The organism is Verrucomicrobia bacterium CG1_02_43_26, from assembly GCA_001872735.1.
Classification (GTDB): domain Bacteria; phylum Verrucomicrobiota; class Verrucomicrobiia; order Opitutales; family CG1-02-43-26; genus CG1-02-43-26.
The window spans coordinates 1-26,940 of record MNWT01000014.1 but is presented as its reverse complement, the minus strand read 5'-3'; the positions used below and the strand labels follow the sequence as shown (position 1 = coordinate 26,940).

Here is a 26,940-nt window from a genome sequence, read left to right as displayed (position 1 = left end):
TTAGCGGTTCAATACAAATCGTCAATATTTCCGTATTCTGAATCAAATAGTCTTTTGTAGACATGAATAAAGTATATCTGTCATGCCACTTATATAGTCACAGATCACTCTGGCCTTTGATCTTTCATCTTTTTCATCCATTATTCTGCCGTGATAAAAATCAGAAACTAATCGATGAGGTTTTTTTCCTTAGGCCTTCATTCTTGGCAAAGTACTTTCCAGTTTAAGTTTACTTTATCTGTGGGAGGCAAGAAAAGATAAGCTGTTCCCTTCTCTATTTTCATCTCTTGCCCGATAAGCGCTTTAGTTAAATAATGAAATACTTCCCCATGCGTTACGAATATAAGAAGCATATTGTTATAGCAGGAGTTAGAAAGTTCCTGAATGATGGATTTTCTTACTCGTTCAGTAAAATGTTCATCTGCCTCAGCATCATCAGGTAAGCAAAGGTTTGTCTCATTAAAGTAGGCATTCCTATAGGCGCTAGCCAAGTTCTTATCTTTTGAAAAGTCTCCATAGTACCGGGCATCTATCCCTTCTTTTATTATTATGTCTCCACCAATGGCAGCTTGCAGTATTCGAGCAGTGTGGATTGTTCGGAGCTTTGGGCTGGATACAATGACAACAGAGCTATACCGTGAAGCTAGTGTTTGTGCCGTTTTGAGTACAGTTTTAATCCCTTGTTCATTCAGATCAAGATCCTGAACCCCTCTCTCTAAATGATCAAAGCTCCAGTCGGTCTGGCCATGCCGCATGAGCAGGAAAGAAACAGGTGGAAAATTAGACAATGTATTATTATTCAAACAATTTTGACCGTCATTACCCATATTATTTGGAGAATCGATTGGAGGGGGCTGTGAGTAACTCTTTTGAAATGGCAAAAACATAATTAAGTAAAGGTATAGCAAAAAGACAAGCATCCGCAGGAAAAAACTCAGTATTAACAGAAAAATTAAGACTTGAGAATTGATTTATTTCGGCTAATTTGCCAGATGCAAACCCCAACTGCCATCATCTTTTGTTTCAAATAATATTGGAGTAGCGTATCTTTTTTTACCAACTGTATCTTCAGTTAATTTAATGTATTCTTTTAATGATTCGAAAACACAACCATGAGAAACGATCAACACTTTCCCATCACTAAAGCCGGAGCAGTAAAAGTAATCCAGAACTCGATCCCTAAAATCTTCCTTACTCTCGGCGTCAGCAGGGAGCAAAGTTTCAACCCTATCCTTAATGTTGGCGAAAAACTCTGGACCATTTCCAGATTGTCTTTTCAATAACTCAGCTTCTGCTTTTTGGATTGCCCAGTTCCCAAAATATCGTTCTTCCAACGCTGGTTCAATAAACACAGGAATTCCTCCTAAGGATTTTGAAATTATCTCTGCGGTTTCTCTACATCTTTTCAAAGGACTTGAAATAATTCTATTTATACCGACCCCTCTTAACAAATGAAGCACACCTCTTACCTCTGCAATGCCTTCATTATTGAGTTGTAAATCTTGAGGCCCCATCTCTAACATGTCTTTATTCCAGTCAGTCCTGCCGTGTCTCATAAAATAGAAGCTATTTTCAGGATCCATACAAATTGCATGCAAGACTGAGCCTGTAGTCACATTCTGTCCGACTAAAGCGGGTACTCCAATAAATAAAGTGCTGATTATAAAATAAAACCTCATGATTTCTAATTTTCTAAAAGTTAGGCGGAGTTTATCTTTTCACGACATTTAATTCAATCAAATAATTCCCCTGAACCGGAGCCCACAGACATCATAACCCCCAACCCCCGGAGCGAAGAAAAAGAGCATAAGAAAAAAATCTTTGGAAAAGCAAAATACCAATCTCAATCTACCTGTTTGAGATATACCATTAGGCAATATCTGCTCGGCGGAAATAATCGAGATCAATAATTTTGCAAACACAAGGTAGTCTCCAAAAAAGGCACACATGCTACTCGACCACTAAAAGCTAATTTAATCCACGTCATTGTACTGCTCAAAATCTCACTTAAAATGCAAAATTTCAACTTTTTTTTAAAAATCATCCCAATTATCCCAACTATCCCAATTATCGACCAGAAAAACACTTGACACTTCCGTATAATAGAAGAAAGCGATCTCGTTAACCTTTACTCCTCAAAAATTATGATCTCGAAAATGCTACCTCGTCTTATCACTCAAAAACAGCTTTTGCCAATTTCCACGAATACCGCTCCAAATGTTGCTTGTTCGGGCAATATTTTTATGATAACTTTTTTACAGATCTAGCTTTCACAATAACCCTGAATACTAAATTCCATGAATTCACACCACACACACCTACAAAGATTTATTGAAAATGATACAGAGCAGCTGATCGACTATAAATGCAAAGTATCTTCTGCTAAATTACACCTGCCATGTCCCGATTTTGTGGATCGCATATTTGTTAACAGCGATCGTCCGGCTCAAGTACTCAATAACCTCGCTCGCATTTATAGCCATGGTCGGCTTGCCCACACGGGTTACATGTCCATTCTGCCGGTAGACCAAGGGATAGAGCATTCCGCTGCCGCAAGCTTCGCACCTAACCCGGATTATTTTGACCCAGAGAACATTATTAAGCTCGCTATCGAAGGAGGTTGTAACGCTGTAGCCTCTACACTAGGGGTTTTAGGCATGTGCTCTCGTAAATACGCTCACAAAATTCCATTTATTGTAAAACTCAATCACAACGAGCTCCTCACCTACCCTAATAAATTTGACCAAATTTATTTCGCGCACGTAAAGCAAGCGTATGACATGGGCGCTGCCGCGGTGGGTGCAACAATCTATTTCGGTTCCGATGAATCAGATCGCCAAATACAAGAAACCACCGAGGCCTTTCAGCTCGCTCATGAACTGGGGTTAGCCACTATTCTCTGGTGCTATTTAAGAAACCCTGCTTTCTCTCAAGATAAGGATTACCATACCAGCGCAGACCTCACCGGCCAGGCTAATCACTTAGGGGTAACCCTTGAAGCCGATATTATTAAGCAAAAACAACCTACCAACAACGGTGGCTATTTGGCTTTAAAAAATTATGGCAAAACAGACAAACGGGTCTACTCAGAGCTTTGCACGGATAACCCCATTGATCTCACACGTTACCAAGTAATGAATTGCTATATGGGACGTTGTGGTTTGATTAATTCCGGGGGTGCTTCTGGCAAGGATGATTTCTTTGACGCCGTGCGTACCGCTGTTATTAATAAACGCGCCGGCGGTTGTGGTCTTATTTCAGGTAGAAAAGCTTTTCAACGCCCTATGTCAGAAGGTATCGAACTTCTCCATGCCATTCAGGACGTTTATATTGATGATCGTATAACAATCGCCTAGTTTTTCTCAAAAAAGTAATGCTAGCGAACGTATTAACAGGTGCCCTCATCGGCATCGAAGCATTTCCTGTGCATGTTGAGGTCAACACGGGAGAAATCGGCGAGTTAAAGATGGTTCTCGTAGGCCTTCCTGATTTAGCAGTGAAGGAATCCCAAGACCGCGTATTTTCTGCCTTAATGAACAGTGGTTTTCGCCCCCCAGAAACAAGAACTACAATAAATCTAGCACCTGGAAATATTCGTAAAGAAGGCCCTGTCTATGATTTACCTATAGCGCTTGGTATTCTGGCAGCAACACGTCAGTTACAATCCGACATGCTAGACAGGGTATTAATCGCCGGCGAACTGAGTCTTTCCGGCAAAACCAGACCGGTTCGGGGTGCCTTAGCGCTTGCTCTTTTGGCAAGAAAATTAGGCAAAGAAGCTGTACTCCTCCCTCGAGAATCCGCGGAAGAAGCGGCTTTAGTCGAAAACGTGATCTCGTATCCCGTAGATTCACTCGATCAAGCAACCCGTTTCCTGTCCGGAGAAATTCACATAGAGCCCATCAAACCCAGTGACAGTCCTTTCAATCGAAAACCTGATGACGAACATTATATAGACTTTTCAGAAATCAAGGGGCAAAAAGCCCTCCGTAGAGCGGTTGAAATAGCCGTTGCCGGTGGCCACAATATTTTAATGATCGGGCCTCCGGGATCCGGAAAATCCATGGTGGCAAAACGGATCAACACCATCATGCCTCCCCCAACCACCGATGAATTCTTAGAAATACTAAGCATTCAATCCGCGGCCGGCATGACCATTTCTAATTCTGAAAGATATTTCCAACGGCCGTTTCGTTCCCCTCACCACACGATAAGTGACGTAGGTTTACTCGGTGGGGGCTCTATGCCCAAGCCGGGTGAAGTGTCTCTTTCTCATAACGGGGTTCTTTTCATGGATGAACTACCGGAGTTTAAACGCTCAGCCCTGGAAGTCCTTCGCCAGCCATTGGAAGATGGCGAAGTCACCATTTCCAGAAGTGCCGCGAAAATAACACTTCCCTCGTCCATCATGCTCGTTGCCGCCATGAACCCCTGCCCCTGTGGTTATATGGGAGATTCCAAGCGCGAATGCCGCTGCACGGTCCCACAAGTTCAACGCTATCGTAACCGCATCAGCGGCCCTTTACTAGACCGCATTGATATTCACATAGAAGCACCGGCTCTCCGAATTGAAGAGTTAAGAAACGCTGCCCCCGGGGAAACCTCAAAGGAAATTCACGAAAGGGTAAAAAAATCCCGACAAAAGCAGCAGGAACGTTTTCAGGGCAGCCGCTATTGCTACAATGCCCGAATGTCTCAAAAGCAAATTCGCAATCATTGCGGCATCAAACCATCAGACGGCGATCTCCTACAAAGAGCTATGGAGGAACTGCATTTATCCGCAAGAGCTTATGACCGGATATTAAAAGTTGCCCGAACGATTGCAGATCTCGAAGATTCTGATAGTATAGAGACGAATCATTTACTGGAAGCAATTCAGTATCGTAGTCTTGACCGAACTCTTTTTTACTAAATGGATATGGGCAAAAAAATAGGAATCCTAGGGAGCTCGTTTGACCCCATTCATCTCAAGCACCTCATTATTGCTCAAGATGCATTAGAACAGCTACAGTTAGATAAGATTTTGTTTATTCCGGTAGCAAAATCACCCCTTAAGCCGCACTCACCTAACGTATCAGATGAAGACCGGCTCCGCATGGTTAAGATGGCAATCGAAGGCATGGATTCATTTGAGCTTCTCGATTGGGAAATCAAAAAAGGAGGTATCAGCTATACGATTGATACGGTAAAACACCTACAAAAAACCTATCCTGCGGATAAATTTTTCTGGATTATAGGGGAAGATCAGTTAGAACAGCTACCGCAATGGAAGAATATCGATGAATTGAAAAGATTAATTGATTTCATAGTTGTCAAACGCCCTGGCCATAGTATACAATTTCCAACTTCTGGTTTGCATTTCATTTCAAGTCATCAATTTGACATCAGTTCAACAGAAATTAGGCAACGGCTACGTGATAAGAAAACAGCCTACCCTTTTTTGCCAGAGAAAGTACATCAATACATTAATCAAAATCATTTATATGGAAGATAACAACTCAGTCGTTATGGGAATTTTAAGAGAATGCTACAATGCATTGGATGATAAAAAAGCGATGGACATTAAAATCCTGAAGCTCGTTGGTAAGTCTTCTATCACAGATTACTTTATTATTGCATCCGGAAACTCTGAACCCCACTTGCGCGCCCTAAGATCAACTATCTCAGACACCTTAAGCAAACTTAAGCTCAAAAATATTCGCATAGACTATGAGCCCGATAGCGGATGGGCTGTGATCGATGGGTTTGACTTCATGGTACATATCTTCTCTCCCGACATGCGCTCCAACTACAATTTAGACAAATTGTGGCAAGACGCAGAAGTCATCGACCTCTCTAAATAAGCACAAGAGCCTCTCTAGAGAGGCTCTTGTGGGTTCTCAAATAAATGAGGTATTAACCAAGCAAACGTAATGCTATCTGTGAAGAAGCATTTGCTTGGGACAACATAGCAGCACCAGACTGTACCAATATATTGAACTTCGCAAAGTTAGTCGATTCCTGTGCAATATCAGTATCGATGATACGGCTATTTGCGGCCTCGAGATTAACTTTGTTGACTACTAACAAATCGGATGCAAACTGCAAGCGATTTGTTTGCGCACCATTAGTAGCACGCAAGGTAGCAATACTATTGATCGCTGTACTTGTGTTCGCAACCGTGATACCAGATAGTGTCGTAGCAGCTGTAATGGTAGAAACAGCACTGTTTAAGTTAGCTTTTGCTACATTAACACTCTGTGATCCATCTTCACTGATAGCTACACTAAGATTACTGGACGATGTCGCGAACATACTGACGCCGTTGAAGGCTTCAGCTTGTATCTGCGTCAACTGCGAAGTCAACTGATTGAACTCGGTTGAGTAGTTTGATTTGTCTGTAGAACTCTTTGTCACGTCACTGTATAGTGCCGATAACTCAGAGATACGTTCCATGATCTTACCAGAAGTTTTCAACGCGCCATCTTGTGTCTGCAAGAATGATACAGCATTCGCTATATTATCTTGAGTCACACTATTACGCTTGATTGCTGCTGACATTTTCATAGACACAGCCAAACCACCAGCGTCATCTGCTGGGGTGATGATCTTAAAGCCGCTTGATAAGCGGTTTAAGCTCTTTTGCAGAGACGAGTTACTACGATTCAGATTGTTCGTAGCATCAACGGCTGCAATGTTTGTATTGATGATTACACCGGACATGTGATTATATCCTCCTTGATTGATTTTTCAGGTAATTCCCTATTACCGAGGGCCATTTGATTAAGGGATTGGCGCCCTTGTCAGAGCCTATTAGCCCTGATGTTTTATAAATCGTCCACATATTAAATAACTTTAACTTTTTTTATAGTTAAAACTGAAAAAGCAAAAGGCCTCTTCGAAAAGAGGCCTTTGACGGGATTGGGATAACTGCGATCAGGATTAACCAAGCAAACGCAACGCAATTTGCGAAGATGAATTTGCTTGAGAAAGCATTGCGGCTCCCGATTGTACCAGTATGTTATACCGAGCGAAGTTTGTAGATTCTTGCGCAATATCAGTATCGATGATACGGCTATTTGCGGCCTCGAGATTAACTTTATTAACCACGAGCAGATCAGACGCAAACTGCAAACGATTTGTTTGCGCACCATTTGTAGAACGCAAGGTAGCAATATTATTAATGGCTGTACTTGTATTCGCAACTGTAATACCAGATAGTGTTGTAGCAGCTGTTATGGTACTAACGGCACTGTTCAGATTAGATTTTGTAACACTCACACTTTGTGATCCATCTTCCGTAATGGCAACCGTAAGACTGCTAGAAGAGGTCGCAAACATACTAACACCATTGAAGGCCTCAGCTTGTATTTGTGTTAACTGTGACGTCAACTGATTGAATTCGGTTGAGTAGTTTGATTTGTCTGTAGAACTCTTTGTCACGTCACTGTATAGTGCCGATAACTCAGAGATACGTTCCATGATTTTACCTGCAGTCTTTAACGAACCATCCTGTGTCTGCAAGAATGATACAGCATTCGCTACATTATCTTGCGTGACCATGTTACGTTTAAGTGCTGCGGACATTTTCATGGATACAGCCAAACCACCAGCGTCATCTGCAGGTGATATGATTTTAAAACCACTGGACAAGCGGTTTAAGCTCTTTTGTAGAGATGAATTACTGCGATTAAGATTATTGGTTGCATCTACCGCAGATATATTGGTGTTGATGATTATTCCGGACATTTTGGTATCCTCCTTGATTTTTTTTGGCAATTCCCTATTACCGAGGGCCATTTTATTAAGGGACTGGCACCCTTTTCAGAACATAGATCCTGATAGCTATACAATCGTCTTTTAAATGAAAAACTTTAGCTTGTTTATAAACTAAAAAAAGAAAAAGCCCCTTAAGAAAGGGGCTTTTGACGGGATTGGGATAACTGCGATCAGGATTTATCCTAGGAGTTTTAACGCAATTTGAGAAGAAGCATTCGCCTGTGAGAGCATTGCAGCTCCGGACTGTACGAGTATATTATATCGAGCGAAGTTTGTAGATTCTTGCGCGATATCAGTATCGATGATACGGCTATTGGCAGCCTCAAGATTAACTTTATTAACAACGAGCAAATCAGATGCGAACTGCAATCGATTTGTTTGCGCACCATTGGTAGCACGCAACGTGGCGATACTATTGATCGCTGTGCTCGTATTTGAAACGGTGATACCGGATAGTGTCGTAGCAGCTGTTATGGTACTGACGCCGCTATTCAAGTTTGCTTTTGCTACACTAACACTTTGTGAACCGTCTTCCGTAATGGCAACTGTCAGACTGCTAGAAGAGGTCGCAAACATACTGACTCCGTTGAAGGCTTCAGCTTGTATTTGTGTTAACTGCGATGTCAACTGATTGAACTCGGTTGAATAGTTCGCTTTGTCAGTAGAGCTCTTTGTTGGGTCACTATAAAGTGTGCTCAATTCAGAGATACGTTCCATAATTTTACCGGCTGTCTTCAGCGCACCATCTTGTGTCTGCAAGAACGATACAGCATTCGCTATATTATCCTGAGTAACACTATTACGCTTAAGAGCTGCTGACATTTTCATAGACACAGCTAAACCACCTGCGTCATCGGCAGGTGATATAATTTTAAAACCGCTGGACAAGCGATTTAAGCTCTTTTGTAGAGATGAGTTACTGCGGTTCAGATTATTGGTTGCGTCAACCGCAGATATATTGGTGTTAATGATTATTCCTGACATTGTCTTATCCTCCTTGATTTTTTTGGCAATTCCCTATTACCGAGGTCCATTTTGATTAAGGGATTGGCACCCTTGTGCAATTTATTTTTGCGTAACTATATAATCGTAAAAAGCGTTAGTTTCTTAAGTTTTTTTTAAAATTTTGTATTTTATTTTTGGATACAAAAAAGCCTCTTTCATAAAAAGAGGCTTTTTTGACGGGATTTTCGTTTTCAGTAGCCAGGATTTACCCTAGGAGTTTTAACGCTACCTGGGCAGATGCATTTGCTTGCGACAACATAGCTGCTCCCGATTGTACCAGTATGTTTAGCCTTGCAAAATTAGTTGATTCTTGCGCGATGTCGGTATCCAAAATACGGCTATTAGCAGACTCAAGGTTAACTTTATTAACTACGAGCAAATCAGCGGCGAATTGTAAACGATTTGTCTGTGCACCGTTGGTGGCTCGTAGTGTAGCGATACTGTTGATACCTGAAGTTGTATCGGCAACCGTAATACCTGAAAGCGTTGTAGCAGACGTAATTGTCGTCACAGAGCTATTTAAATTAGCTTTTGTAACATTAACAGACTGAGTGCCATCCTCATTTATACTCACACTCAAACTACTACTGGATGTAGCAAACATGCTAACCCCGTTAAAGGATTCTGCTTGAATCTGTGTTAACTGAGATGTTAGTTGATTAAACTCCGTTGAGTAGTTTGACTTGTCCGTAGAACTTTTAGTAGGGTCACTATAGAGTGTGGCTAATTCTGATATACGCTCCATGATTTTGCCAGCGGTTTTCAAAGAACCGTCTTGAGTCTGCAAGAACGATACAGCATTTGCTATATTATCTTGTGTGACCATGTTGCGCTTAAGGGCTGCTGACATTTTCATGGATACAGCCAAACCACCAGCGTCATCGGCAGGTGATATAATTTTGGAACCGCTAGATAAACGGTTTAAGCTTTTTTGTAGCGCAGTATTGCTTCTATTTAAGTTATTTGTTGCATCTACTGCAGATATGTTCGTGTTAATGATTATTCCTGACATTGCGTTATCCTCCTTGATTGTTTTGGTAATTCCCTATTACCGAGGGCTATTTTTGAAGGTTAGCTTCCTTTTTTCCGTCAACCTTAATATCGGCGGGCAAAAAATATACTTTAATTATTTTTTTGATTTTTTTGATTTTTTTACTCATGACTATGTGAAATGGATAATCCCGAGCATAAACCTGCAATTGAACTCTTAGAGCAATTCATCAATTACCTACATTATGAACGGCAGTACTCGAAATACACTCAGCGAAACTACCACCAAGCCATAAGAGACTTCCTCGCTTGGCACAGTAAGTACAACACCGGAAATGCTAGCCTTACCTCAATTACTTCTAAAATTCTACGGGATTATGTCATTGAATCCCAAAAAACACTTTCCAGACGAACCTTGCATAACCATATCTCAGCTATTCGTGCCTTTTTTCAATATCTGCTCAAGCACAAACACCTCGTCTCAAATCCAGCCATAGGCATCCCCCTGCCTAAAGTTGAAAAAATGCTCCCAAAATTCTTAACAGAGAAGCAGATAGCATTACTCCTCCAATCCCCGCTAACTATGCTTAAAAACGAAGAAATCTCCCCTTTCGAGGCTTGGCGAGATCGATTGGTATTGGAGCTTATATATGGGGGAGGACTACGCGTGAGTGAGGCTGCAAATCTTAACTACAGTGATGTTAATTTCGCCGATGGAACCGCTAGGATTATCGGAAAAGGAAATAAAGAGCGAATTTGCCCATTGGGAAAAGTTGCACTAGCCTGCTTAAAGCATTTTCAAAGTATTTTTGCTCCTGAATCCATTGCTACAGATGCAATCCTCCTGGGGAATAACAAGAAAAGAATACAAATATCTGGCATTCAAAAGCTTATAAAGAATCACCTTCGCTTTTCAAATCTACCCCAAGACATTACCCCGCACAAAATAAGGCATTCCTTCGCGACACATATGTTAAACCATGGTGCCGATTTAAGATTACTTCAAGAGTTATTAGGCCATTCGAGCCTATCATCTACCCAAGTCTACACGCATGTAGATAGCTTGAAACTCAAACAAATTCATCAGAAGGCTCATCCTAGAGGATGACAGCCCACTGATAAATTCTTTTGCTGACTCTGTACGAGCCTCTTTTTAACTTAAAATCCATAACTCATCGAATAATCAATGAGCTACAAACTGCTCTTCTCTTTCTGCGGCTTCGAGGTATATTTCTTCAGGAATATCCTCTAAAACCTTCACGATGTAATTTGAACGACTTCGCCGTTCAACTTTAGCCAGTCGGTCTACCTTATCGACTAGGCGTTTTGGTATGCTTATAGAGACCTGTGTCATACCAGGCGCTCTTTCATGCGATTTTTTTTTGTTATCAGACATATTAGGATATATATTTGCAAATATTTAATTGAAAATTATCAAAAAATAACCAAAATTAATACGGTAAACCTTATCACCCCTATGGAAAAAATTATCCTTCAAATCCCCCATAACCTCTTGGAAAAAATAAATTGCTTGTCAGATTCACTGGATCTCAGTTTTAATGATTATTTAATTAAAAAATTGGAAGAATTGCCCGAAAACAACGCAAATAATGACTTACGTACTAAAAAAAGGAAAAATAATCTACACACAACTTACGAGTAAGAGTAAATTCCTTGCAAAGTTTTTGCGATATCAGAAGGTGTAGGTGCAATCGCAATTCCAGCATCCTTTAATGCCGCAATTTTCGCTTCCGCGGTACCTTTGTTACCCGATATGATAGCGCCGGCATGTCCCATTCTTCTTCCGGCAGGAGCAGTTGCACCAGCAATAAAGGCGACAACTGGCTTTTTAACGTGGTTTTTTATAAACAAAGCAGCTTCCTCTTCGGCATCACCACCGATTTCACCAATCATAATGATAGCTTCCGTTTCTGGATCCTCATTAAATAATTTGACCGCATCTGTATGTGTTGTCCCGACAACGGGATCTCCACCGATACCAATACAGGTAGATTGCCCATAACCAGCACAAGTAAGCTGCCACACAGCCTCGTAAGTTAATGTTCCTGAACGAGATACAATACCAACCGATCCTGGCTTATGAATGTAACCTGGCATAATACCAATTTTACATTGTGCTCCAGGGGTAATAATGCCTGGACAATTCGGCCCAATGAGATGCGCATCAGATCCTTCAAGTTTAGTCTTCACTCGCGCCATATCTTGGACCGGTATACCCTCAGTGATACATACTATCAATTTTATACCTGCATCTAGCGCTTCCAAAATAGAGTCTGCAGCAAACGGTGGAGGAACAAAAATAACCGAAGCATTAGCACCCTCTTTTTCTACTGCATCTCTCACAGTATTGAAGATAGGCACGCTATTTTCAAACTTTTGCCCGCCCTTACCAGGGGTAACTCCCGCAACCAGCTTTGTGCCATAGGCCATGCACTGTGAAGCGTGGAAACTACCTGAATTACCCGTGATACCCTGTACAACAAGGCGTGTATCTTTATCTGCAAGTATACTCATTTTTAAATTCCTGATTTTATTCTAAACATTGATAACTCATTACTTACCCGCAACAAGGGCCACTATTTTTTGAGCGGCTTCTGCTAACGATGATGCCGAGGTTAAAGAAAGGCCACTCTCTTCAAGCAGTTTCTTCCCCGCGTCCACATTTGTACCTTCTAACCTCACAACTAGAGGAACAGAAATACTCACATTCTTTGCTGCGGCAATAATGCCTTTTGCAATCACATCACACCGCATGATGCCTCCAAAAATATTCACCAAAATACCTTTAACATTTTTATCTGATAAAATAATGTTAAACGCTGCTGTTACTTGCTCCTCGTTAGCACCTCCGCCAACATCAAGAAAGTTCGCAGGATTTCCTCCAAAATACTTAATAATATCCATCGTTGCCATCGCTAGGCCTGCTCCATTAACCATGCAGGCAATGTTACCATCTAGGGCTATATAATTGAGCTCTGCTTTCGAGGCTTCTATTTCCTTAGGATCTTCTTCATTGAGATCGCGTAGGTTTTGTATATCGCGGTGGCGGAAAAGAGCATTGTCATCAAAAGACACTTTAGCATCTAAAGCCAGTACTAGGCCAGCAGGTGTGGTAATCAAGGGATTAATCTCAACCATTGAACAATCCTTCTCTGCATACAGCCGATAAAGGTTCAATAGAAGTTTCACCATCTGCTTTACTTGATCCGATTCAAAGCCGAGACCAAAAGCAACTTCACGAGCCTGATATGGCATTAAACCTAACAACGGATCGATACTGATTTTGATAATCTTCTCAGGGGTCTCCTCTGCAACCGTTTCGATATCCACGCCGCCTTCAGTTGAAGCGATTATGATGTGTTTCGAAGTAGCGCGATCCAATAAAATAGCAAGATAATATTCTTTTTCAATATCATTGGCTTCCGTAAAATAAACCGTTTGAACTTTCCTACCCTCAGAACCTGTTTGATGGGTTACTAACGTATTTCCCAGCATTGCATGGGCAATCTCACGTGCCTCATCTTTAGATTTGGCAAGCTTTACTCCACCTTTGTAGCCATCTACAAATGTGCCCTTACCTCTACCACCAGCATGAATTTGAGATTTCACAACAAGCATGCCTTCCGAGAACTCAGAAAGAGCAGAAGGGAACTGGTCTGGAGCTTTAACAGCAGTACCTTTAGCAACAGGCACTCCATATTCTTCAAATAGTTGTTTAGCTTGGTATTCGTGAATATTCATATTAAATTTCGGTAAAAAAATAGTTAATAGCAGCCCTGTTTGAATTACAAGACTAAATTTAAAAGCGTTAGTTGGATTTTAATTTAGAATTATTCTTAATAGCATCTAGTTGCAAATGGCTGATTTTTGAAATGCCTTTTTTGGCCAATGAAAGCAGACTATGCAATTGCTCTTCCGGAAAAGTCGCCCCTTCACCTGCACCCTGAATTTCAATAAATTCTCCACTGTCCGTCATCACGACATTGAAATCTACGGTAGCGTTCTTGTCTTCCACATAGTTTAAATCAAGTACGGGTACATCCTGATACACACCAACGCTTATAGCGGAAACTACTCCCGTAAAGGGATCTTCTTTGAGCTTTCCATCGATCATGGCTTTTTGAACAGCCAAACGCGCCGCTACATACGCGCCGTTAATGGCCGCGGTACGCGTTCCCCCATCTGCCTGGATCACGTCACAGTCAATCCACAATGTAAAACCGGACAGCTTTTTAAGGTTAACGACAGCTCTCAGCGCTCTACCAATCATTCGCTGTATCTCAACAGTACGACCATCAAGCTTGCCACGAGTAATATCACGCTGTTTCCTGTCTAACGTACTATAGGGAAGCATTGAATACTCAGCCGATATCCATCCACCTTCAACCCCTTGCTGAATCATCCACCGAGGCACCTTGTTCTCAAGGATCGCAGAACATATAACTTTCGTATTATCAAAGCTTATGAGGGCAGAACCATGAGCATAGGGCGCAAAGCCGGTCTCTATACTTATGTGTCTTAATTCTTCTTCTTTACGATAATCGGGACGTTGAAATGGTAGCATTGCAATTTTTAGTAAATTTGCATTACCATAGACAATGCATGCAGCTTCGTCAATAGCATACGAGAGTCAGTTCTTAAAACGATACCAATCTAGCGCAGACTAACGCTTTTTCCTTCCAAGAACAAAACCTGCAACACTGGTAAACAAAGCTTTTGGCATCTTTGAAGTTACAAATGCAAACAGCTTATTTTTCGCACCGCATACCAATACAGGCTTTCTCTTTTTGAGTGCACAGAAGGACTCTTTCACGACATCTTCAGGTTTTTGCCCAGAACTTTTACGAGCCGTGCGATTACCCATAGCCGGTTTATCAAAAAATGCTGTTTCTGTACGACCAGGACAAACAGTAAGAACATGGACATCAGTCCCCTTAAGCTCTGCATTTAACGCTAACCCCCAATGTAAGATAAAAGCCTTAGATGCGGCATAAGTTGCTATGTTTGGAATCGGAACATAACCAGCTACAGATGATATATTAATAAGGGCACCAGACTGCTTTTTCAAAAGGGGTAACAATCGATGAGTCAACGATATTACTGCTTTTATGTTTACATCAACCATGCTTAATTCATGTGCAATATCCAGCTGATCAAAATGGCCATAACTTCCGAAACCACTGTTATTTACAACCAAAATAGGCCCTTTTACGGAAGATGATTCGATACGCTCGATGATCTTTTGAACAGTGCTTTCAAGATTCCCTAAGGAATTTAAATCACAAGAAAAATGCTCAAATGGCCGTTTTGGCATGAAAGAAAATTCAGGTTTTCTTCGAGAAATGTTGAAAACAGTACCTTCATGGGGTATATTAAGGAAAGAGTGAAGGAATTCTTTACCAATGCCGGAAGAACCACCAGTAATGATCACAAAAGGGAAGTTCGAGGGGGAGTATTCTTGAATCATGGTAACATACATAATAAGTTATCCCGGTTCCTGTAAATCAATTTTTTATCCACAACCCAAAAATAAGGAGCAAAACGAATGACAAATAAAGAGATCATCCTATCCGGTGTCCATATGGACCTGACAGAAGCGCTAAAAAGCATGGTTCGTGAAAAAGTTGAAAAACTGTTTCGCCATGAGGATAGAATCATTCGAGTGCGTGTAGAACTCGGATACAATCATAAAAAAGAGCGTCATGGCGAGTTCATGGCAAAAGGTCATATAGAAATTAATGGGCCTGACATGATTGTAACAGAATCCACCGATGATTTATATAAATCAATCGATCAAATGATTCAAAAACTGGATAGAAAGCTCAGGCGTCGAGCCAGATTATTGCGTGTAAAACGTCGTCATAATTCTCGCGGCTTAGACATCCCAGCAAACTTACCCCAAAGCTACGTTGCTTAGGTAATCATTTACAAGAATAAAACAGGACCCTCCTATTCCATTGAGTATGAGGGTCTTTTTTATCCCTATAAGCGGGAAAGTATTTTACCAACCAAAACATATCTGCTACAAATAGCACCTATGGTAAAAAAACAGGCCACCGCAGATAATTTAGATAACATTGTTGATACCCTTCTTGATGAGGAGGTTCTGCGTTTTCAATTAACTAATGGCCTAACCGTTATTGCCAAAGAAAACCATAGTGCGGAAATCGTTTCAACTCAACTTTGGGTTAAAACAGGCAGCATACATGAGGATCGTTTCCTTGGCTCGGGCATATCTCATTACGTAGAGCACATGCTCTTTAAGGGGACTGATAAAAGAGACTACAAAAAAATCAGTAATGATATTCATGCTAAGGGTGCCAACACTAACGCGTATACCACCTTTGATCGCACTGTTTATTACATTGATGGGCCCAACGATGCACTCGAAATGAGCCTAGATGTGCTCTCCGATATAGTCTTCCATTCCAATATAGACCCTTTAGAAGCAGCTAATGAAAAATCCGTAATTTTGCGTGAAATCGATATGGGTCTAGATGAGCCAAGCACTTTGCTTTCTGAAGGTACTTTTAAAACAGTTTATCATAATCACCCTTACAAATATCCAGTCATCGGTATTCGCTCAATATTTGAAGGCCTTAGTCGTGATGATCTTTGGGAATATTATCAAAAACGTTATTCACCCAATAATTGCGTCTTGGTGGTTGTTGGCACATTTGACACTCCTACCCTATTGGAGCAGATCGAAAAGTATTTTGGATCTTTGCCCATGCGCAGCTTGAATGCTCCCTATATCGCAACCGAGCCACTACAATATGCCCAGCGCTCTTTCTATCAATCCGGTGATTATAACTTAACTCGCGGCAATGTTGTTTTCAAGACTCCAGGCCTTGGGCATGATGACACTCCAGGCTTACGTATATTAGCTAATGCTATGGGTGAAGGGATCAGTTCCCTCTTGTGGCAGGAATTACGCGAAAAGGAAAATATCGTTCACTCCATAGATACTTCGGTTTGGACACCGGTTGATAGCGGTTTATTCTGGATATCATATAGTTGCGATCCAGAGAAACGAGCCGTAGCCGAAGAAGGCATATATAGAATTTGCGATCAAGTGATGCAAAAGGGCTTTCAACAATCCGCTATTGATAAGGCAATTCGGCAAGCGATGATAGGCGAAATCAATACACGGAAAACGATGAGCGGGCAAGCCTCGCAACTCGGTTCTGCTGAAGTTGTTGCAGGTGACCTAGGATTTCCACGTTATATGCTCAATAAGCTTAAGGCTGTTCAGGCAGGCGATTTACAAGATTTAGCGAAGAAGTATCTTGTGCTAGAACAATCTACTAAAGCAGCATTGGAGCCCAATTCTGTTAAGAAAGCTTCAGTGGTCGTGAAAAAACCGCTAGCCTTGCCGGATTTCGAGGAAATAACGCTAAAGAATGGTGTTCGCGTCTTGCTGCAGCCCTATTTTGCTTTGCCTAAAGTTCAACTGAGCGTGGTCTCGTTGGGTGGGCCTTTATACGAGAGCGTGGATCAACGAGGGTTAACGGCGTTGATGTCTACTCTGCTTACTAAGGATACCCAAAAGCGTTCTGCACTGGAGGTGGCTGAAGCAACTGAGAATCTTGGGATCAATTTCAGTGAGATGGCCGGCAATAACACTTTTGGCTTTGGGATGGAGTTTCTTCCAAGTGATCTGGATGTTTCGTTGGAGATTCTTGAGCAAGCGCTTTTGGAGCCTACTTTTTTGAAGGACACATTTGAGATTGAACGGGATGGCCAGATCTCTTCGATACAGATGACGTTGGATGAAATTACTTCTTATGCCACATTGCGGCTTCGAGAGCTATTTTTTGGCGAGTACCCGTTTAGGGTGACGAGCCTGGGAACGGTCGATGCGCTCGAAGGGATGACGCGGGATGATGCGGCTATGTTTTATAAGAAGCTGGTTTGCGCGGATAATCTTGCGGTAGCGGTAACAGGGTCGTTTGAGCGGGATGTTGTGCTGGAGAAGTTGGCGTGGTTGGAGAAGATTCCTTCAACGCCGTTTCAGAAGCAAACGCTTGCGTTTGCTGGGCCTGAGCAGGGGTCTTTCGAAGAGACTGCTGAGAGTGAGCAAGCGATTGTGCTTGTGGCGTACCCCGATGTTACTGTTACAGATGCTGATTTTCAGACGGGAGAGGTGTTGGATGAGATTACGAGTGGTATGTCGAGTAAGTTATACTCTCGTGTGCGAGAAGAATTGGGGCTGGCCTATTTTGTGGGATCCCAGAGGGTGATTGGGACGATGGCGAGCATGTTTTTCTTTTTCGCGGGGACTCATCCGAAACACGCGGAACAGGTGGTTCAGGAGATTGAAGCGGAAGTGGCGCGGTTGAAGCGTGGGGACATTTCTGATGCGGAGATTGCGGATAGTAAGACGCATATTCTTGCGCAGCGGAAGATGAACTTGCAGCGACTTGGCGCGCGGACTTTGGATGCTTCGTTGAATTGCCTGTATGGGCTCCCGGTGAATCAGTGGCGTACTTATGACAAACTGGTTGAAGCGGTATCGAAGGATTCGATACAAGCATTTGCCCAGAAGTACTTTGATGACGCGCAAAAGGTCAAACTGGTTATTGGCGGCAAGACGCTGGAATAGACTGGCGCCTCATGCCCTGGTGTTGCAGGAAGGAATATTTTGCAATTTTATGCTCAGACGAGGATCTAAAACCTCCGCGCCCGTGGCATTAGCAACCGTCATGCGTTGATCAGGAGTAGGCGTGAGTGGAGTTGAGACGCTATGGCGGGTGGGTTATTCCCGGTGAAGCGAGTGAGTGATTACATTGATTTTGGTTCATAGGAAATGAGTGAGTTTTAGGATGTTGGTTTTTTGGGGTGAGGGATAAAGTCTCCTGACGCGAGCGGAGCGAGCGGCGGGGTTGGGGTTGTTAGGTGATTAAGGGATTTTTTTAAATAAATGAATTGAGGAGTTGCAGTTGTGTGCTAGTATTACGGATGGAGAAAAAGAGGGGGTGCCCGAGAAGGGGGTTGGATTGTTAAGTTGAGAGAATGGCTTGCTTTTGAATCTCGTGGTGGTTTTGCCTGGTTGAGCTAAATGAGCTAAAGCTATGGTTTATGTGTTGGGCTTTGGTTTCGTTACGGGGTGGTTGCTGTATTTCGAAGAGCCAAGGTGGCGATGGGGTTGTGGTAATTGGAGATTTAAAAATTGGAGGGAGGCTATAAAAGATAAATCGTTGTCACGCAGGGCGTGTTCAGTATGGGTTTCGATTAGAAATGAGTTTGGGTGATTAAATTGGATTGGTAGGCAAGGACTCCCGATGCGAGCGTAGCGACCTGCCTACGCCAAGGCTATGGCAGACACTCTTGGCTCTTACCTTGCTGCGCTCGGAGTGCCAAGGTGGCGGGAAGGGTTAGGTGTGATTTAAAATGATTGATTGAAAGGTTGAGTTGTAGTGATAAGTTTATGGATGGAGGGAAAGAGAGGGATGCCGATAAGGGAGTGAATCGTTAATATGAGTGAGAATGGTTTTTTTGCGTTCGGTAGTGGTTTGGGCGGCTCGTGTTTTGGCTCTTTGATATTCGACAGATGGATCCGACAGACATTTTTGGCTCTGGTCTCGCTACAGGCTGGTTACCTATATCTCGAAGTGTCAAGGTGGGTTCGTTGCTTAGGGGTAGTAACGATTTTATATTGAGGCGGGGTTTGTTTCGGTATTTGCGAAAGGGTTTTCTTCTATTATACAGAAGTGTCAAGAGTTTTTCCGGGCGATAATTGGGATGGTTGGGATAATTGGGATGATTTTTAAAAAAAGTTAAAATTTCTTTCGTTTATGTGAACGAGTGAGCACTGTAATGGCGTGAATAAGATTAGCTTTTTGAAAGTTAGGAGTTTTTTTTAGATGTGTTTTTAGTGAGACATGCCAGATTCCTGGAATATGGAGGTGTAAATCCATTGACTTAAATCAAGGAAAGTAAGGATGTATTTATTTTTAAAATACATCCTTTGCTTTTTATAAAAACTACTTTTAGTTCTTTGCTCTGTTTTTTTGAAGAATAGTCATTTCTTCTTCGAGCTTTACTAAATACGCTTCATCAAAAGCTTCCCAGGAGAATTCCTTGACGTTTAGATTCTTCCAGTCTGACTGCGATTTTGGATCTTTTTTCGTTGTGCAGTGTTCCAAGCGCTTTAATAGAGCTTGATCTGCTAACGTTTTATATTTCTTAGAGAGACTGATAGCCTGCATTTTATGCTCTGCTTTTTCAACCTTGCGAGCCGTTTTCAAGAACCTGTTACGACGCTGGAATTGTCGCGTGACTTCGTACATGTAGCGTAATTGAAGCGGGCGATTATTTTCCGGTTTATTTTTATAATGGATTGCCTGGGCGCTGACCGTTTCTGGGTGGTATTGCGTACCGAAGAAATCCAGATCCCTGTAGGTGGCTTCACTTGTACCTGTTAATGATTTTCCGGAAATTTTAAGTCCTTTATTACCCGGATTTATAACAGCGAAACTATGCGCAGAGATGACGCGTTCTATCTTGATTTGCGTTATTTTACAATCGTTCAACGCTTTTCTCTTTTGCTGTTTTGTGAGCATAAAGAAATTGGTTGGGCTGTTGGTTTCAAACACCGTTGTAGAACTGTGGAATCCTACCTTGTTTATACTTGCGCCGTTGTATAAACCGATTTGCTGGTTACCCAGGCATATGCCAACTACCGGAACCTTTTCTTCATCTGCCAATTTGAGCGCATTTTGATAATGATTTTCCAGAGATGAACGTTTGATCTCGGGATAGCCATTGAGCGTAAATTCGCTCTGTGGATAATTATCGCCACCACCCGATAGGTAGACGCCATCGAGTTGCGCCATGACCTCCTTTGTCAAAAGATCCGGGGTGATGATGACATATTCGAGATTGTCGATGCGATTCATGATCCTTCTGGCGAGGCGATAACCGTTGTCAGTGAACGAACCACTGTAAGGATTTGTATGAACGATGCCAATAGTCGTGACATGCTCTTTGCCCTTTGGGCGAATTTGCTTAAGATCACCCTTGCTGTGCAGGATTTGGAGACCGCGAATGAGCGATTCCTCACTATATTTGAGAGCAAGCTCACGCCATGGGCCATCCTTCGAATAGTAAAGTTGCGCAATAGAGCCATAAGGAGCTTTAGACGTGACGATATCAATATTTACCGCACCAGATTGGATCAATTTTTCAGCATCACCAGCATTTTTAATAGTGCTTAATGTTTGGTATGAAATTTCATTAAGCGCCCTTGTATATGCTTTTTTTAAATTGACATGCTTCAAGACACGCTCATCAATTTTCGTAATTTCCTTAAGTACAGACACGCCTCCAGAAGAGTGCAAGATGAGCGATTCGAGCTGAGCCAAATCAAGATCTTTTACACGGTTAATCAATGACGGATCCTGCGCCAAGATTGCGAAAGAGGAGCGCCAATAAGCTCTTTTAACAAAATCCGTGAAAAGTTTATTTTTATTATTATCTGAGCCCAGTTTAGCCCCGCTTTGGATAATATTTTTAAGTTCCTTATCTTTTATGTTTAAGCTGATGGCTTTTTCCACAATGGAGCTACTTTCATCCTCTTGTGCACCTGCTTTCAAGAAGAGTTCAACGACACCCCATTGCTTTTTGCTGATGGCGAATTCTAGAAGACCTTTCCCGCTATCAGAGCCCAGGCTGGCACCCGTATCGATTAGGGACTTTATGTCATAGATAGAGATTTCGCTTTCGATAGCCTGCTTGAGGATAAGGTTGTTTGGATCTTCCGTGGCACCTGCTTTCAAGAAGAGTTCAACGATCTTCCACTGCTTTTTGCTGATGGCGAGGTCGATAAGACCTTTCCCATTATCAGAGCCCAGGCTGGCGCCCGCATCGATTAGGGGCTTTATGTCATAGATATAAGTTCCGCTCTCGATAGCCTGCTTAAGAATAGGCTTGTTTGGATCTTCCTTTACACCTGCCTTTAAAAGTACGGCAATGCTAAACCACTGCTTTTTGCTGATGGCGAGGTCGATAAGACCTTTCCCGCTATCAGAGCCCAGGTTGGCACCTGCATCGATTAGGGGCTTTATGTCATAGATAGCAGTTCCGCTTTCGATAGCCTGCTTGAGGATAAGGTTGTTTGGATCCTCCTTTGCACCTGCCTTTAAAAGTACGGCAATGCTAAACCACTGCTTTTTGCTGATGGCACCTTCGAGAAAACTTTTCCCATTATCAGAGCCCAGGCTGGCACCCGCATCGATTAGAGCCTTTACTTCATGATCATTAATTCCACGTTTGATGGCTTTTTTAAGGATAAGATCATCTGATCCTTCCTTAGCACCTGCGCCTAATAATCCTGCAATATCATATGCGTTTGCGCCTGACGATTGAGCCAGCTTAATTATGGATACGTTGGTACTAATTTTCACCCCGCGCTTTAAGAGAGATGCTACAATAGGCCATTGCTTATTTTTAATGGCTTGTTGCATGAGGTTGATGCCAGCATCTTTACCTAAATAAGCTTTACCGTCTATTATCTGGGCTATCTCGTGATCTTCTGCTTTTGATTCAAGCGCTTGAGTAAGTAACGAATTATCGAGATCTTCTTTTGCACCATGCTCTACTAAAATCGCGGCTTCATACCATAGCTTGTCCTTAATAGCATCACCGAGAAGGGTACTGCCCATTTCTTCGGACATGAAAGCATTACGCTCAATCAGCGAACCTATTACCCATGAAGTAGAATTTACCTGGACTGCCTGATTTAAAATAGGGTTATTAAAGTCATCCTGGATCATTATTTTGTTCGTCCTGAGTAATGACTCTGCGTTTTTTAAATTTTTTTCCCTAAATGCGTTATAAAGATCCGATTGCCAGTGATTGGGGTAATAATCAATTTTCATCGAATGCATGTATTCATAGTTACTCCCTAATTGACGGAAATAGGGACATTTTGGTGGGGGCAGGAATAGTTTTTTTGTTTCTAAAGGATATGTATTTCGATTGCTTAAAGGATTCTGGTTTTTAGGCACAGCTTGACGACCAAAACTAAATGTATTCTCGGAAGTAGGCATACTCCCTTCGGTTGTGTTAACGATCTGGGGCATGCTTAAAAAGATGCTTGTGGCGATTTTACCCTTGTTTTTGCACGCAAAGTCCCAAAGCCTTTTAAAGATGCCGGATTCCTCCGAGTAGGTGATTTCCTCCGAGCTGAGTAATGCGTATTTGAGCAGCTTATGACCATCTATATTATCCTCGTACTGATTGAGGATGTTTTCGATGTGAGTACTTTGTTCCTGAGAGAGCCCTGATTGTTTGAGAAGTTCGGCTTTGTTTTCCTCTTTTAGAAATGTTTCTAAGTAACTATTTAATGCGTTTTTAAAGAGGCTGTTGTAGGAGATATGTTCGTTATACCAGCCCGTATTTCCATCTTCAAAAGCGTGCTTTAAGGATTCGTAAAAATAGTATTCGCCGGATTTGAGGATGGTTTCTTTGTCCTTAAGACGAGAGGTAAGCGTTGTGAAATAGTCCTTTTGAGAAGTTTTGTTAAAAAGGCTGTTATCGGATTCCAGGAGTTCCAGGGCTTTGGCGATAGCATCGAGATGCGCATTTTCGTCTGAAATGACCTGGATGATGAAATCCCGGGTTTGTTGGTTTTGTTGAGTAAAATTGTCTAAATTTTCTATTACTGACTTTGAAGAGTCGTATTTTATGTTGTTATTATTAGGTGATTCGAAATAGATATCAAAAATGCTTTTGGATGACTCTTCATTATTGGAGAAGAAGCTGCCAGCCCAGTTTGTTAAGCTAGAGAAATAGCTAAAGGAGCTATCTTTTGATTTTTGCTCGGAAGTGACTTGACGCTTTTTGTCGTTAGAATTGTCTTTATTGAAACAGAATTCATTACCGTTAAATTGATTGTTTTTATTTATTAAACTTCCTTTATTGATATCGACGTTCATATTTATTGATATTATTTATTTATTAATTTGATGGATTATAGATGATTAACGAGCGCATGTAAAGTGTAAATCTTACATTTACCTACTGTTTAATAAGAAACATTACTTACCTTGGTGAAGTGCCTGTATTTGAATGATTTTACCAGGCTAGCCACTCCCTGAGGGACTTTTCCGGCGCAAAGTAAATTACATGCACACCTTAACAAGTAAGGCGTGCGCAACAAGTGTAGCAGCTTATGCTAGCGGTTATTCGATGGCGGCGGTGAGCTTTTCCCAGTCTTTAATGAGTTTTTCCAGCTTTTCTTGGAGGACGGAGTGCTCCTTCATGAGAGAAGGCGCTTCTGGTATTGTCCTTGAAGAAATTGGGATCGGCGAGCTTTAGCTCGAGGTACAGCGCATCTAGATCCACGATGTCACTTAATTCAATCGTTTAAGTTGTAGCACTATCAATCCCGCATTATTCCTCTGGATTAATCAGTTTCCAGTAGAATTGACGTGTCTTGAATTTTTCCAAGGCATCAAAATCTTCCTGAGTTTGCGGCTCCCAGTTGTTTGGGATAATGCCGAACAAGATGAATGAAGAACGAAGAACCTCAACATAATGCTTCGGGAGCTTATCTCCTGAGTCTTTACTATCGTGGCGAATGTGAATTCGATTTTTGACTTCCGCGACAAGTTCAGCTCCGCAAGTGGAGAAGCCGTACTTTGATAGAACGAGATTAAGGTGCCTTGCAAGGGAAATTACCTTTTCGTGGTTGATGACCTTATTATTCTCCTTAAATCCGAAAACAATATCGAAGATCTCTTTATGTGTTTTATTCACCTCATTAGAAATTTTCGCAAACGAAGTTGCATCGGGAAGCTTATAGGCGTTCTTAATAAGAGCTATCCGCTCATTAATTTTCTTTTCTTTTGCTAACTCCTGTTCGGTTTTATACTGCTCAACCAGCTCTTTACGCTCTTGAGATTTCTCGAGCATTTTCTTTATTTTCCTTTCCTTTTTAGTAGGCTTTTTGACCGTGACCTCCTTTGGCAGACTCATTTCCTTAGTTTTCATCTCTTCAGCAATCTCGACTTTCACATCCTTTAGCTCTGGCTTCTTGCCGATCGTTGCCCCCTCCTCGATCTCGGTTTTTTTGATAATAGGCACCTGTTTCTCAGTCTTCAGTTGAACCACCTTATTCTTCTTCAATTTGGATTTGGAGAGTTTTGCACGCTTCACTTCAATTGCTTTCAGGAGTTCGCCATTGTGCTTCATAAAATTGCTGTAGCACTTATCATTGAGTTCAAACTTACATTCCTGAGCGATCTCTTCCGCAAAAGGACGCAGCTTGCTCATTACCAAAGCGAATGCTAAAGCACCATGATAATATAAGTTATCTACGACATCAGGTTTAAAAAATTCGGTTTTCTTTAGCATTGCGGTCTCAATGATAAAACGATTCCACTGAAGATTTAACATATCATACAAAGCATACGCCATTACAGGACAACTTCTAACACGTTTGAGGATGTCTGCACTTACATCGAAGCATTTAAATAATGAGTCGAGCAGCGCAAGCGTTTTTTTATTCGTCTCTTTTTTCTGCTGTCTGAATTTTTCGATCGCAATTGCTTTTAATTTTATGCGCTGTTTTCTCTCTAGGTTCTCTTGTTCCCGTGTCTTAAAAGAATTGTAAGTATCTTTTTGGGTTTGATCAATAATGGTTAAACCTGAGCTTTCCTGATTCTCTATTCCTGTGATCAATTCCTCAGCTCGGTTAGCATTTTTAGTGTAATTAATTACTGGAAGTTCATTCACTTCTTTATGAACCGATTTAATCAAAAATTCAACTAGATCTTTAACTTCGCTGAAACGCTTTGAACCCTCTGTAAACACTGTTTTTATTTGCGTATACACTTCTTTGGAAGGCGTAGTTGGTCCAGAAATTTGATCAAAGAACTCATTCTCAGAAAAAAACATAAGAATATAGTTATTTTGGTCTTTTATTATAAGTCCAGTTTCATGGAGGCGCTTTAGTGCATTACACCTCTCGCTAGAAATGTCATCCGTTTCCTTGATCATCTCATCGGATAAAATCGAGTTTGCCATGAGAAGATGAGGACATTGTCTTGCAAGGAGTTGCACAGTAAGTCCCATATCCTCCTTAAGGGTAAGTTTATCTTCGTCTACGCAAAGAGTACCTGTCGTGGAATCAAACCCTACTCCGCTTGAGATTTGAGTGATATTGCGTTGGTCAATTGTTATTGAGTCAACAAGTTCAACAACTTGATTCTTATTTAGGCTATCTTTATCCTTAATAACAGACCGGACATTACTTCCATCACCCGTATCCTTATTATTAAGATCCAAACTGCTAGATTTACTTGAATTATTAATTAATCTCTTATCCATTATTTTGTGCTTCAAATTTAAAGAGTATAATAATTTAAAAAATTACAAATTAAGTCAATAAAAAATCAATTATCACAATTTTAGGGTTTACTACTTTAGGATAGACAGTAAGGGAAGAAGAGGATTAAATGAGAGAGATGAAATGCCCTAAATGCAAAAGCGAAAAGAAGGTAAAGAATGGTCAAGCGCACGAAAAGCAGCGATATAAGTGCAAGTCGTGCGGTTGTAATTATACGAAATCGAGACCGAGGGGCAAGTCCAAGGCGATAAAGCGCAAAGCATTGCAGCTTTACCTGGAAGGCATGGGATTTGCGGCAATAGGGAGGTTTTTGAAAGTAAGTGATGTGAGTGTAATGAGATGGATGAGGCAAATAGCAAGGGAAGTGCGAGAGCTTAGGCAGACGAAAGGGGTCAAGGCAGTAGAGATCATGGAATTGGATGAGATGTGGCATTACGTTAAAAAAAAGCCCGGCGAGTCTGGGTATGGATTGCTTATGATCGCAAGCGAAGAAAGCCCATTGCGTTTTACTGTGGAGGCCGTCATCAATTTGCAGCACAAAAGCTCTGGGAGAGAATAAAACCTATACCCTGCCAAGGATATGCAACCGACCACCTGTTAGCTTACGAAAGCGTTCTTCCTCCAGAAAAACACATACAGGGAAAAGCTCACACTCATATCATCGAAAGTTTTAATTGCACGGTCAGGCATTATCTGGCTCGCTTTCGCAGGAAAACGCTCTGCTACTCTAAGTCATGGGCCATGCTAAATGCCTCCCTGACTCTCTTGTTTAATAAACGTGCGGCTATGTCTATCCTAAAGTAGCAACCCCC

General features: G+C 41.6%; 23 protein-coding genes. 9 read left to right on the top strand and 14 right to left on the bottom strand.

Features of this window, described 5'->3' with window-relative positions; genetic code table 11:
* Positions 1-197 precede the first annotated feature (197 nt).
* The 3 genes from AUJ82_05010 to AUJ82_05000 all read right to left on the bottom strand — a co-directional run bounded on the left by AUJ82_05010 (position 198) and on the right by AUJ82_05000 (position 1,949).
* Positions 198-887: a hypothetical protein gene (locus AUJ82_05010; GenBank protein ID OIO59595.1), complete on the bottom strand. Its 690-nt coding sequence runs from the start codon at positions 885-887 to the stop codon at positions 198-200.
* A 93-nt stretch (positions 888-980) separates the two neighbouring features.
* Positions 981-1,679 (bottom strand): hypothetical protein, encoded by a 699-nt coding sequence (locus AUJ82_05005; protein ID OIO59594.1) that lies wholly within the window; start codon positions 1,677-1,679, stop codon positions 981-983.
* Positions 1,680-1,736: 57 nt separating this feature from the next.
* Positions 1,737-1,949, bottom strand: a complete 213-nt coding sequence (locus tag AUJ82_05000; protein OIO59593.1) for a hypothetical protein — start codon at positions 1,947-1,949, stop codon at positions 1,737-1,739.
* 348 nt (positions 1,950-2,297) lie between these two features.
* On the opposite strand from AUJ82_05000, the gene AUJ82_04995 reads away from it, so the two are divergent.
* The 4 genes from AUJ82_04995 to AUJ82_04980 are packed head-to-tail and all read left to right on the top strand — an operon-like array spanning position 2,298 to position 5,843.
* The gene (locus AUJ82_04995; protein ID OIO59592.1) at positions 2,298-3,356 is read left to right on the top strand and encodes a fructose-bisphosphate aldolase; all 1,059 of its coding nucleotides are present in this window, start codon (positions 2,298-2,300) and stop codon (positions 3,354-3,356) included.
* Positions 3,357-3,373: 17 nt separating this feature from the next.
* Positions 3,374-4,912 (top strand): magnesium chelatase, encoded by a 1,539-nt coding sequence (locus tag AUJ82_04990; protein ID OIO59591.1) that lies wholly within the window; start codon positions 3,374-3,376, stop codon positions 4,910-4,912.
* Positions 4,913-4,918: 6 nt separating this feature from the next.
* Positions 4,919-5,494: a nicotinate (nicotinamide) nucleotide adenylyltransferase gene (locus AUJ82_04985; protein ID OIO59712.1), complete on the top strand. Its 576-nt coding sequence runs from the start codon at positions 4,919-4,921 to the stop codon at positions 5,492-5,494.
* Positions 5,495-5,507: 13 nt separating this feature from the next.
* Positions 5,508-5,843: a ribosome silencing factor gene (locus AUJ82_04980; protein ID OIO59711.1), complete on the top strand. Its 336-nt coding sequence runs from the start codon at positions 5,508-5,510 to the stop codon at positions 5,841-5,843.
* A 52-nt stretch (positions 5,844-5,895) separates the two neighbouring features.
* On the opposite strand, the gene AUJ82_04975 is transcribed toward AUJ82_04980, so the two are convergent.
* From AUJ82_04975 to AUJ82_04960, 4 genes are all read right to left on the bottom strand, one after another.
* Positions 5,896-6,702, bottom strand: a complete 807-nt coding sequence (locus AUJ82_04975; GenBank protein OIO59590.1) for a flagellin — start codon at positions 6,700-6,702, stop codon at positions 5,896-5,898.
* A 219-nt stretch (positions 6,703-6,921) separates the two neighbouring features.
* A complete protein-coding gene (locus AUJ82_04970; protein OIO59710.1) occupies positions 6,922-7,728 on the bottom strand; it encodes a flagellin in 807 nt (268 codons plus the stop codon).
* Between the two features lie 207 nt (positions 7,729-7,935).
* On the bottom strand, positions 7,936-8,742 hold the full coding sequence (locus tag AUJ82_04965) for a flagellin (protein OIO59589.1): 807 nt from the start codon (positions 8,740-8,742) through the stop codon (positions 7,936-7,938).
* Between the two features lie 226 nt (positions 8,743-8,968).
* The gene (locus tag AUJ82_04960) at positions 8,969-9,775 is read right to left on the bottom strand and encodes a flagellin (GenBank protein ID OIO59588.1); all 807 of its coding nucleotides are present in this window, start codon (positions 9,773-9,775) and stop codon (positions 8,969-8,971) included.
* Positions 9,776-9,934: 159 nt separating this feature from the next.
* Between AUJ82_04960 and AUJ82_04955 the strand changes: the two genes are divergently transcribed.
* Complete coding sequence (locus tag AUJ82_04955; GenBank protein OIO59587.1) at positions 9,935-10,861, top strand: hypothetical protein; 927 nt, start codon at positions 9,935-9,937, stop codon at positions 10,859-10,861.
* A gap of 75 nt (positions 10,862-10,936) precedes the next feature.
* On the opposite strand, the gene AUJ82_04950 is transcribed toward AUJ82_04955, so the two are convergent.
* Complete coding sequence (locus tag AUJ82_04950) at positions 10,937-11,149, bottom strand: hypothetical protein (GenBank protein OIO59586.1); 213 nt, start codon at positions 11,147-11,149, stop codon at positions 10,937-10,939.
* Between the two features lie 81 nt (positions 11,150-11,230).
* Here AUJ82_04950 and AUJ82_04945 point away from each other — a divergent pair, with 81 nt between their 5' ends.
* Positions 11,231-11,416: a hypothetical protein gene (locus AUJ82_04945; protein ID OIO59585.1), complete on the top strand. Its 186-nt coding sequence runs from the start codon at positions 11,231-11,233 to the stop codon at positions 11,414-11,416.
* Here AUJ82_04945 and AUJ82_04940 read toward each other — a convergent pair.
* From AUJ82_04940 to AUJ82_04925, 4 genes are all read right to left on the bottom strand, one after another.
* On the bottom strand, positions 11,407-12,288 hold the full coding sequence (locus AUJ82_04940; protein ID OIO59584.1) for a succinate--CoA ligase subunit alpha: 882 nt from the start codon (positions 12,286-12,288) through the stop codon (positions 11,407-11,409). The genes AUJ82_04945 and AUJ82_04940 overlap by 10 nt on opposite strands.
* A 39-nt stretch (positions 12,289-12,327) precedes the next feature.
* On the bottom strand, positions 12,328-13,515 hold the full coding sequence (locus tag AUJ82_04935) for a succinate--CoA ligase subunit beta (protein OIO59583.1): 1,188 nt from the start codon (positions 13,513-13,515) through the stop codon (positions 12,328-12,330).
* Positions 13,516-13,582: 67 nt separating this feature from the next.
* Positions 13,583-14,338, bottom strand: coding sequence for a ribonuclease PH (locus AUJ82_04930; GenBank protein ID OIO59582.1), 756 nt, complete (start codon positions 14,336-14,338; stop codon positions 13,583-13,585).
* Between the two features lie 99 nt (positions 14,339-14,437).
* Positions 14,438-15,253 carry a hypothetical protein gene (locus tag AUJ82_04925; GenBank protein OIO59581.1) on the bottom strand — a complete coding sequence of 272 codons (816 nt, stop codon included), beginning with the start codon at positions 15,251-15,253 and terminating at the stop codon, positions 14,438-14,440.
* Positions 15,254-15,319: 66 nt separating this feature from the next.
* Between AUJ82_04925 and AUJ82_04920 the strand changes: the two genes are divergently transcribed.
* Positions 15,320-15,691, top strand: coding sequence for a ribosomal subunit interface protein (locus tag AUJ82_04920; protein ID OIO59580.1), 372 nt, complete (start codon positions 15,320-15,322; stop codon positions 15,689-15,691).
* Between the two features lie 120 nt (positions 15,692-15,811).
* Positions 15,812-18,379 carry a hypothetical protein gene (locus AUJ82_04915; protein ID OIO59579.1) on the top strand — a complete coding sequence of 856 codons (2,568 nt, stop codon included), beginning with the start codon at positions 15,812-15,814 and terminating at the stop codon, positions 18,377-18,379.
* A 1,387-nt stretch (positions 18,380-19,766) separates the two neighbouring features.
* On the opposite strand, the gene AUJ82_04910 is transcribed toward AUJ82_04915, so the two are convergent.
* Together AUJ82_04910 and AUJ82_04905 are read right to left on the bottom strand one after the other, a co-directional pair.
* On the bottom strand, positions 19,767-23,714 hold the full coding sequence (locus AUJ82_04910) for a hypothetical protein (GenBank protein OIO59578.1): 3,948 nt from the start codon (positions 23,712-23,714) through the stop codon (positions 19,767-19,769).
* 457 nt (positions 23,715-24,171) lie between these two features.
* Positions 24,172-26,109, bottom strand: coding sequence for a hypothetical protein (locus AUJ82_04905; GenBank protein ID OIO59577.1), 1,938 nt, complete (start codon positions 26,107-26,109; stop codon positions 24,172-24,174).
* A gap of 128 nt (positions 26,110-26,237) precedes the next feature.
* Between AUJ82_04905 and AUJ82_04900 the strand changes: the two genes are divergently transcribed.
* Positions 26,238-26,687: a hypothetical protein gene (locus AUJ82_04900; protein ID OIO59576.1), complete on the top strand. Its 450-nt coding sequence runs from the start codon at positions 26,238-26,240 to the stop codon at positions 26,685-26,687.
* Positions 26,688-26,940 lie beyond the last annotated feature (253 nt).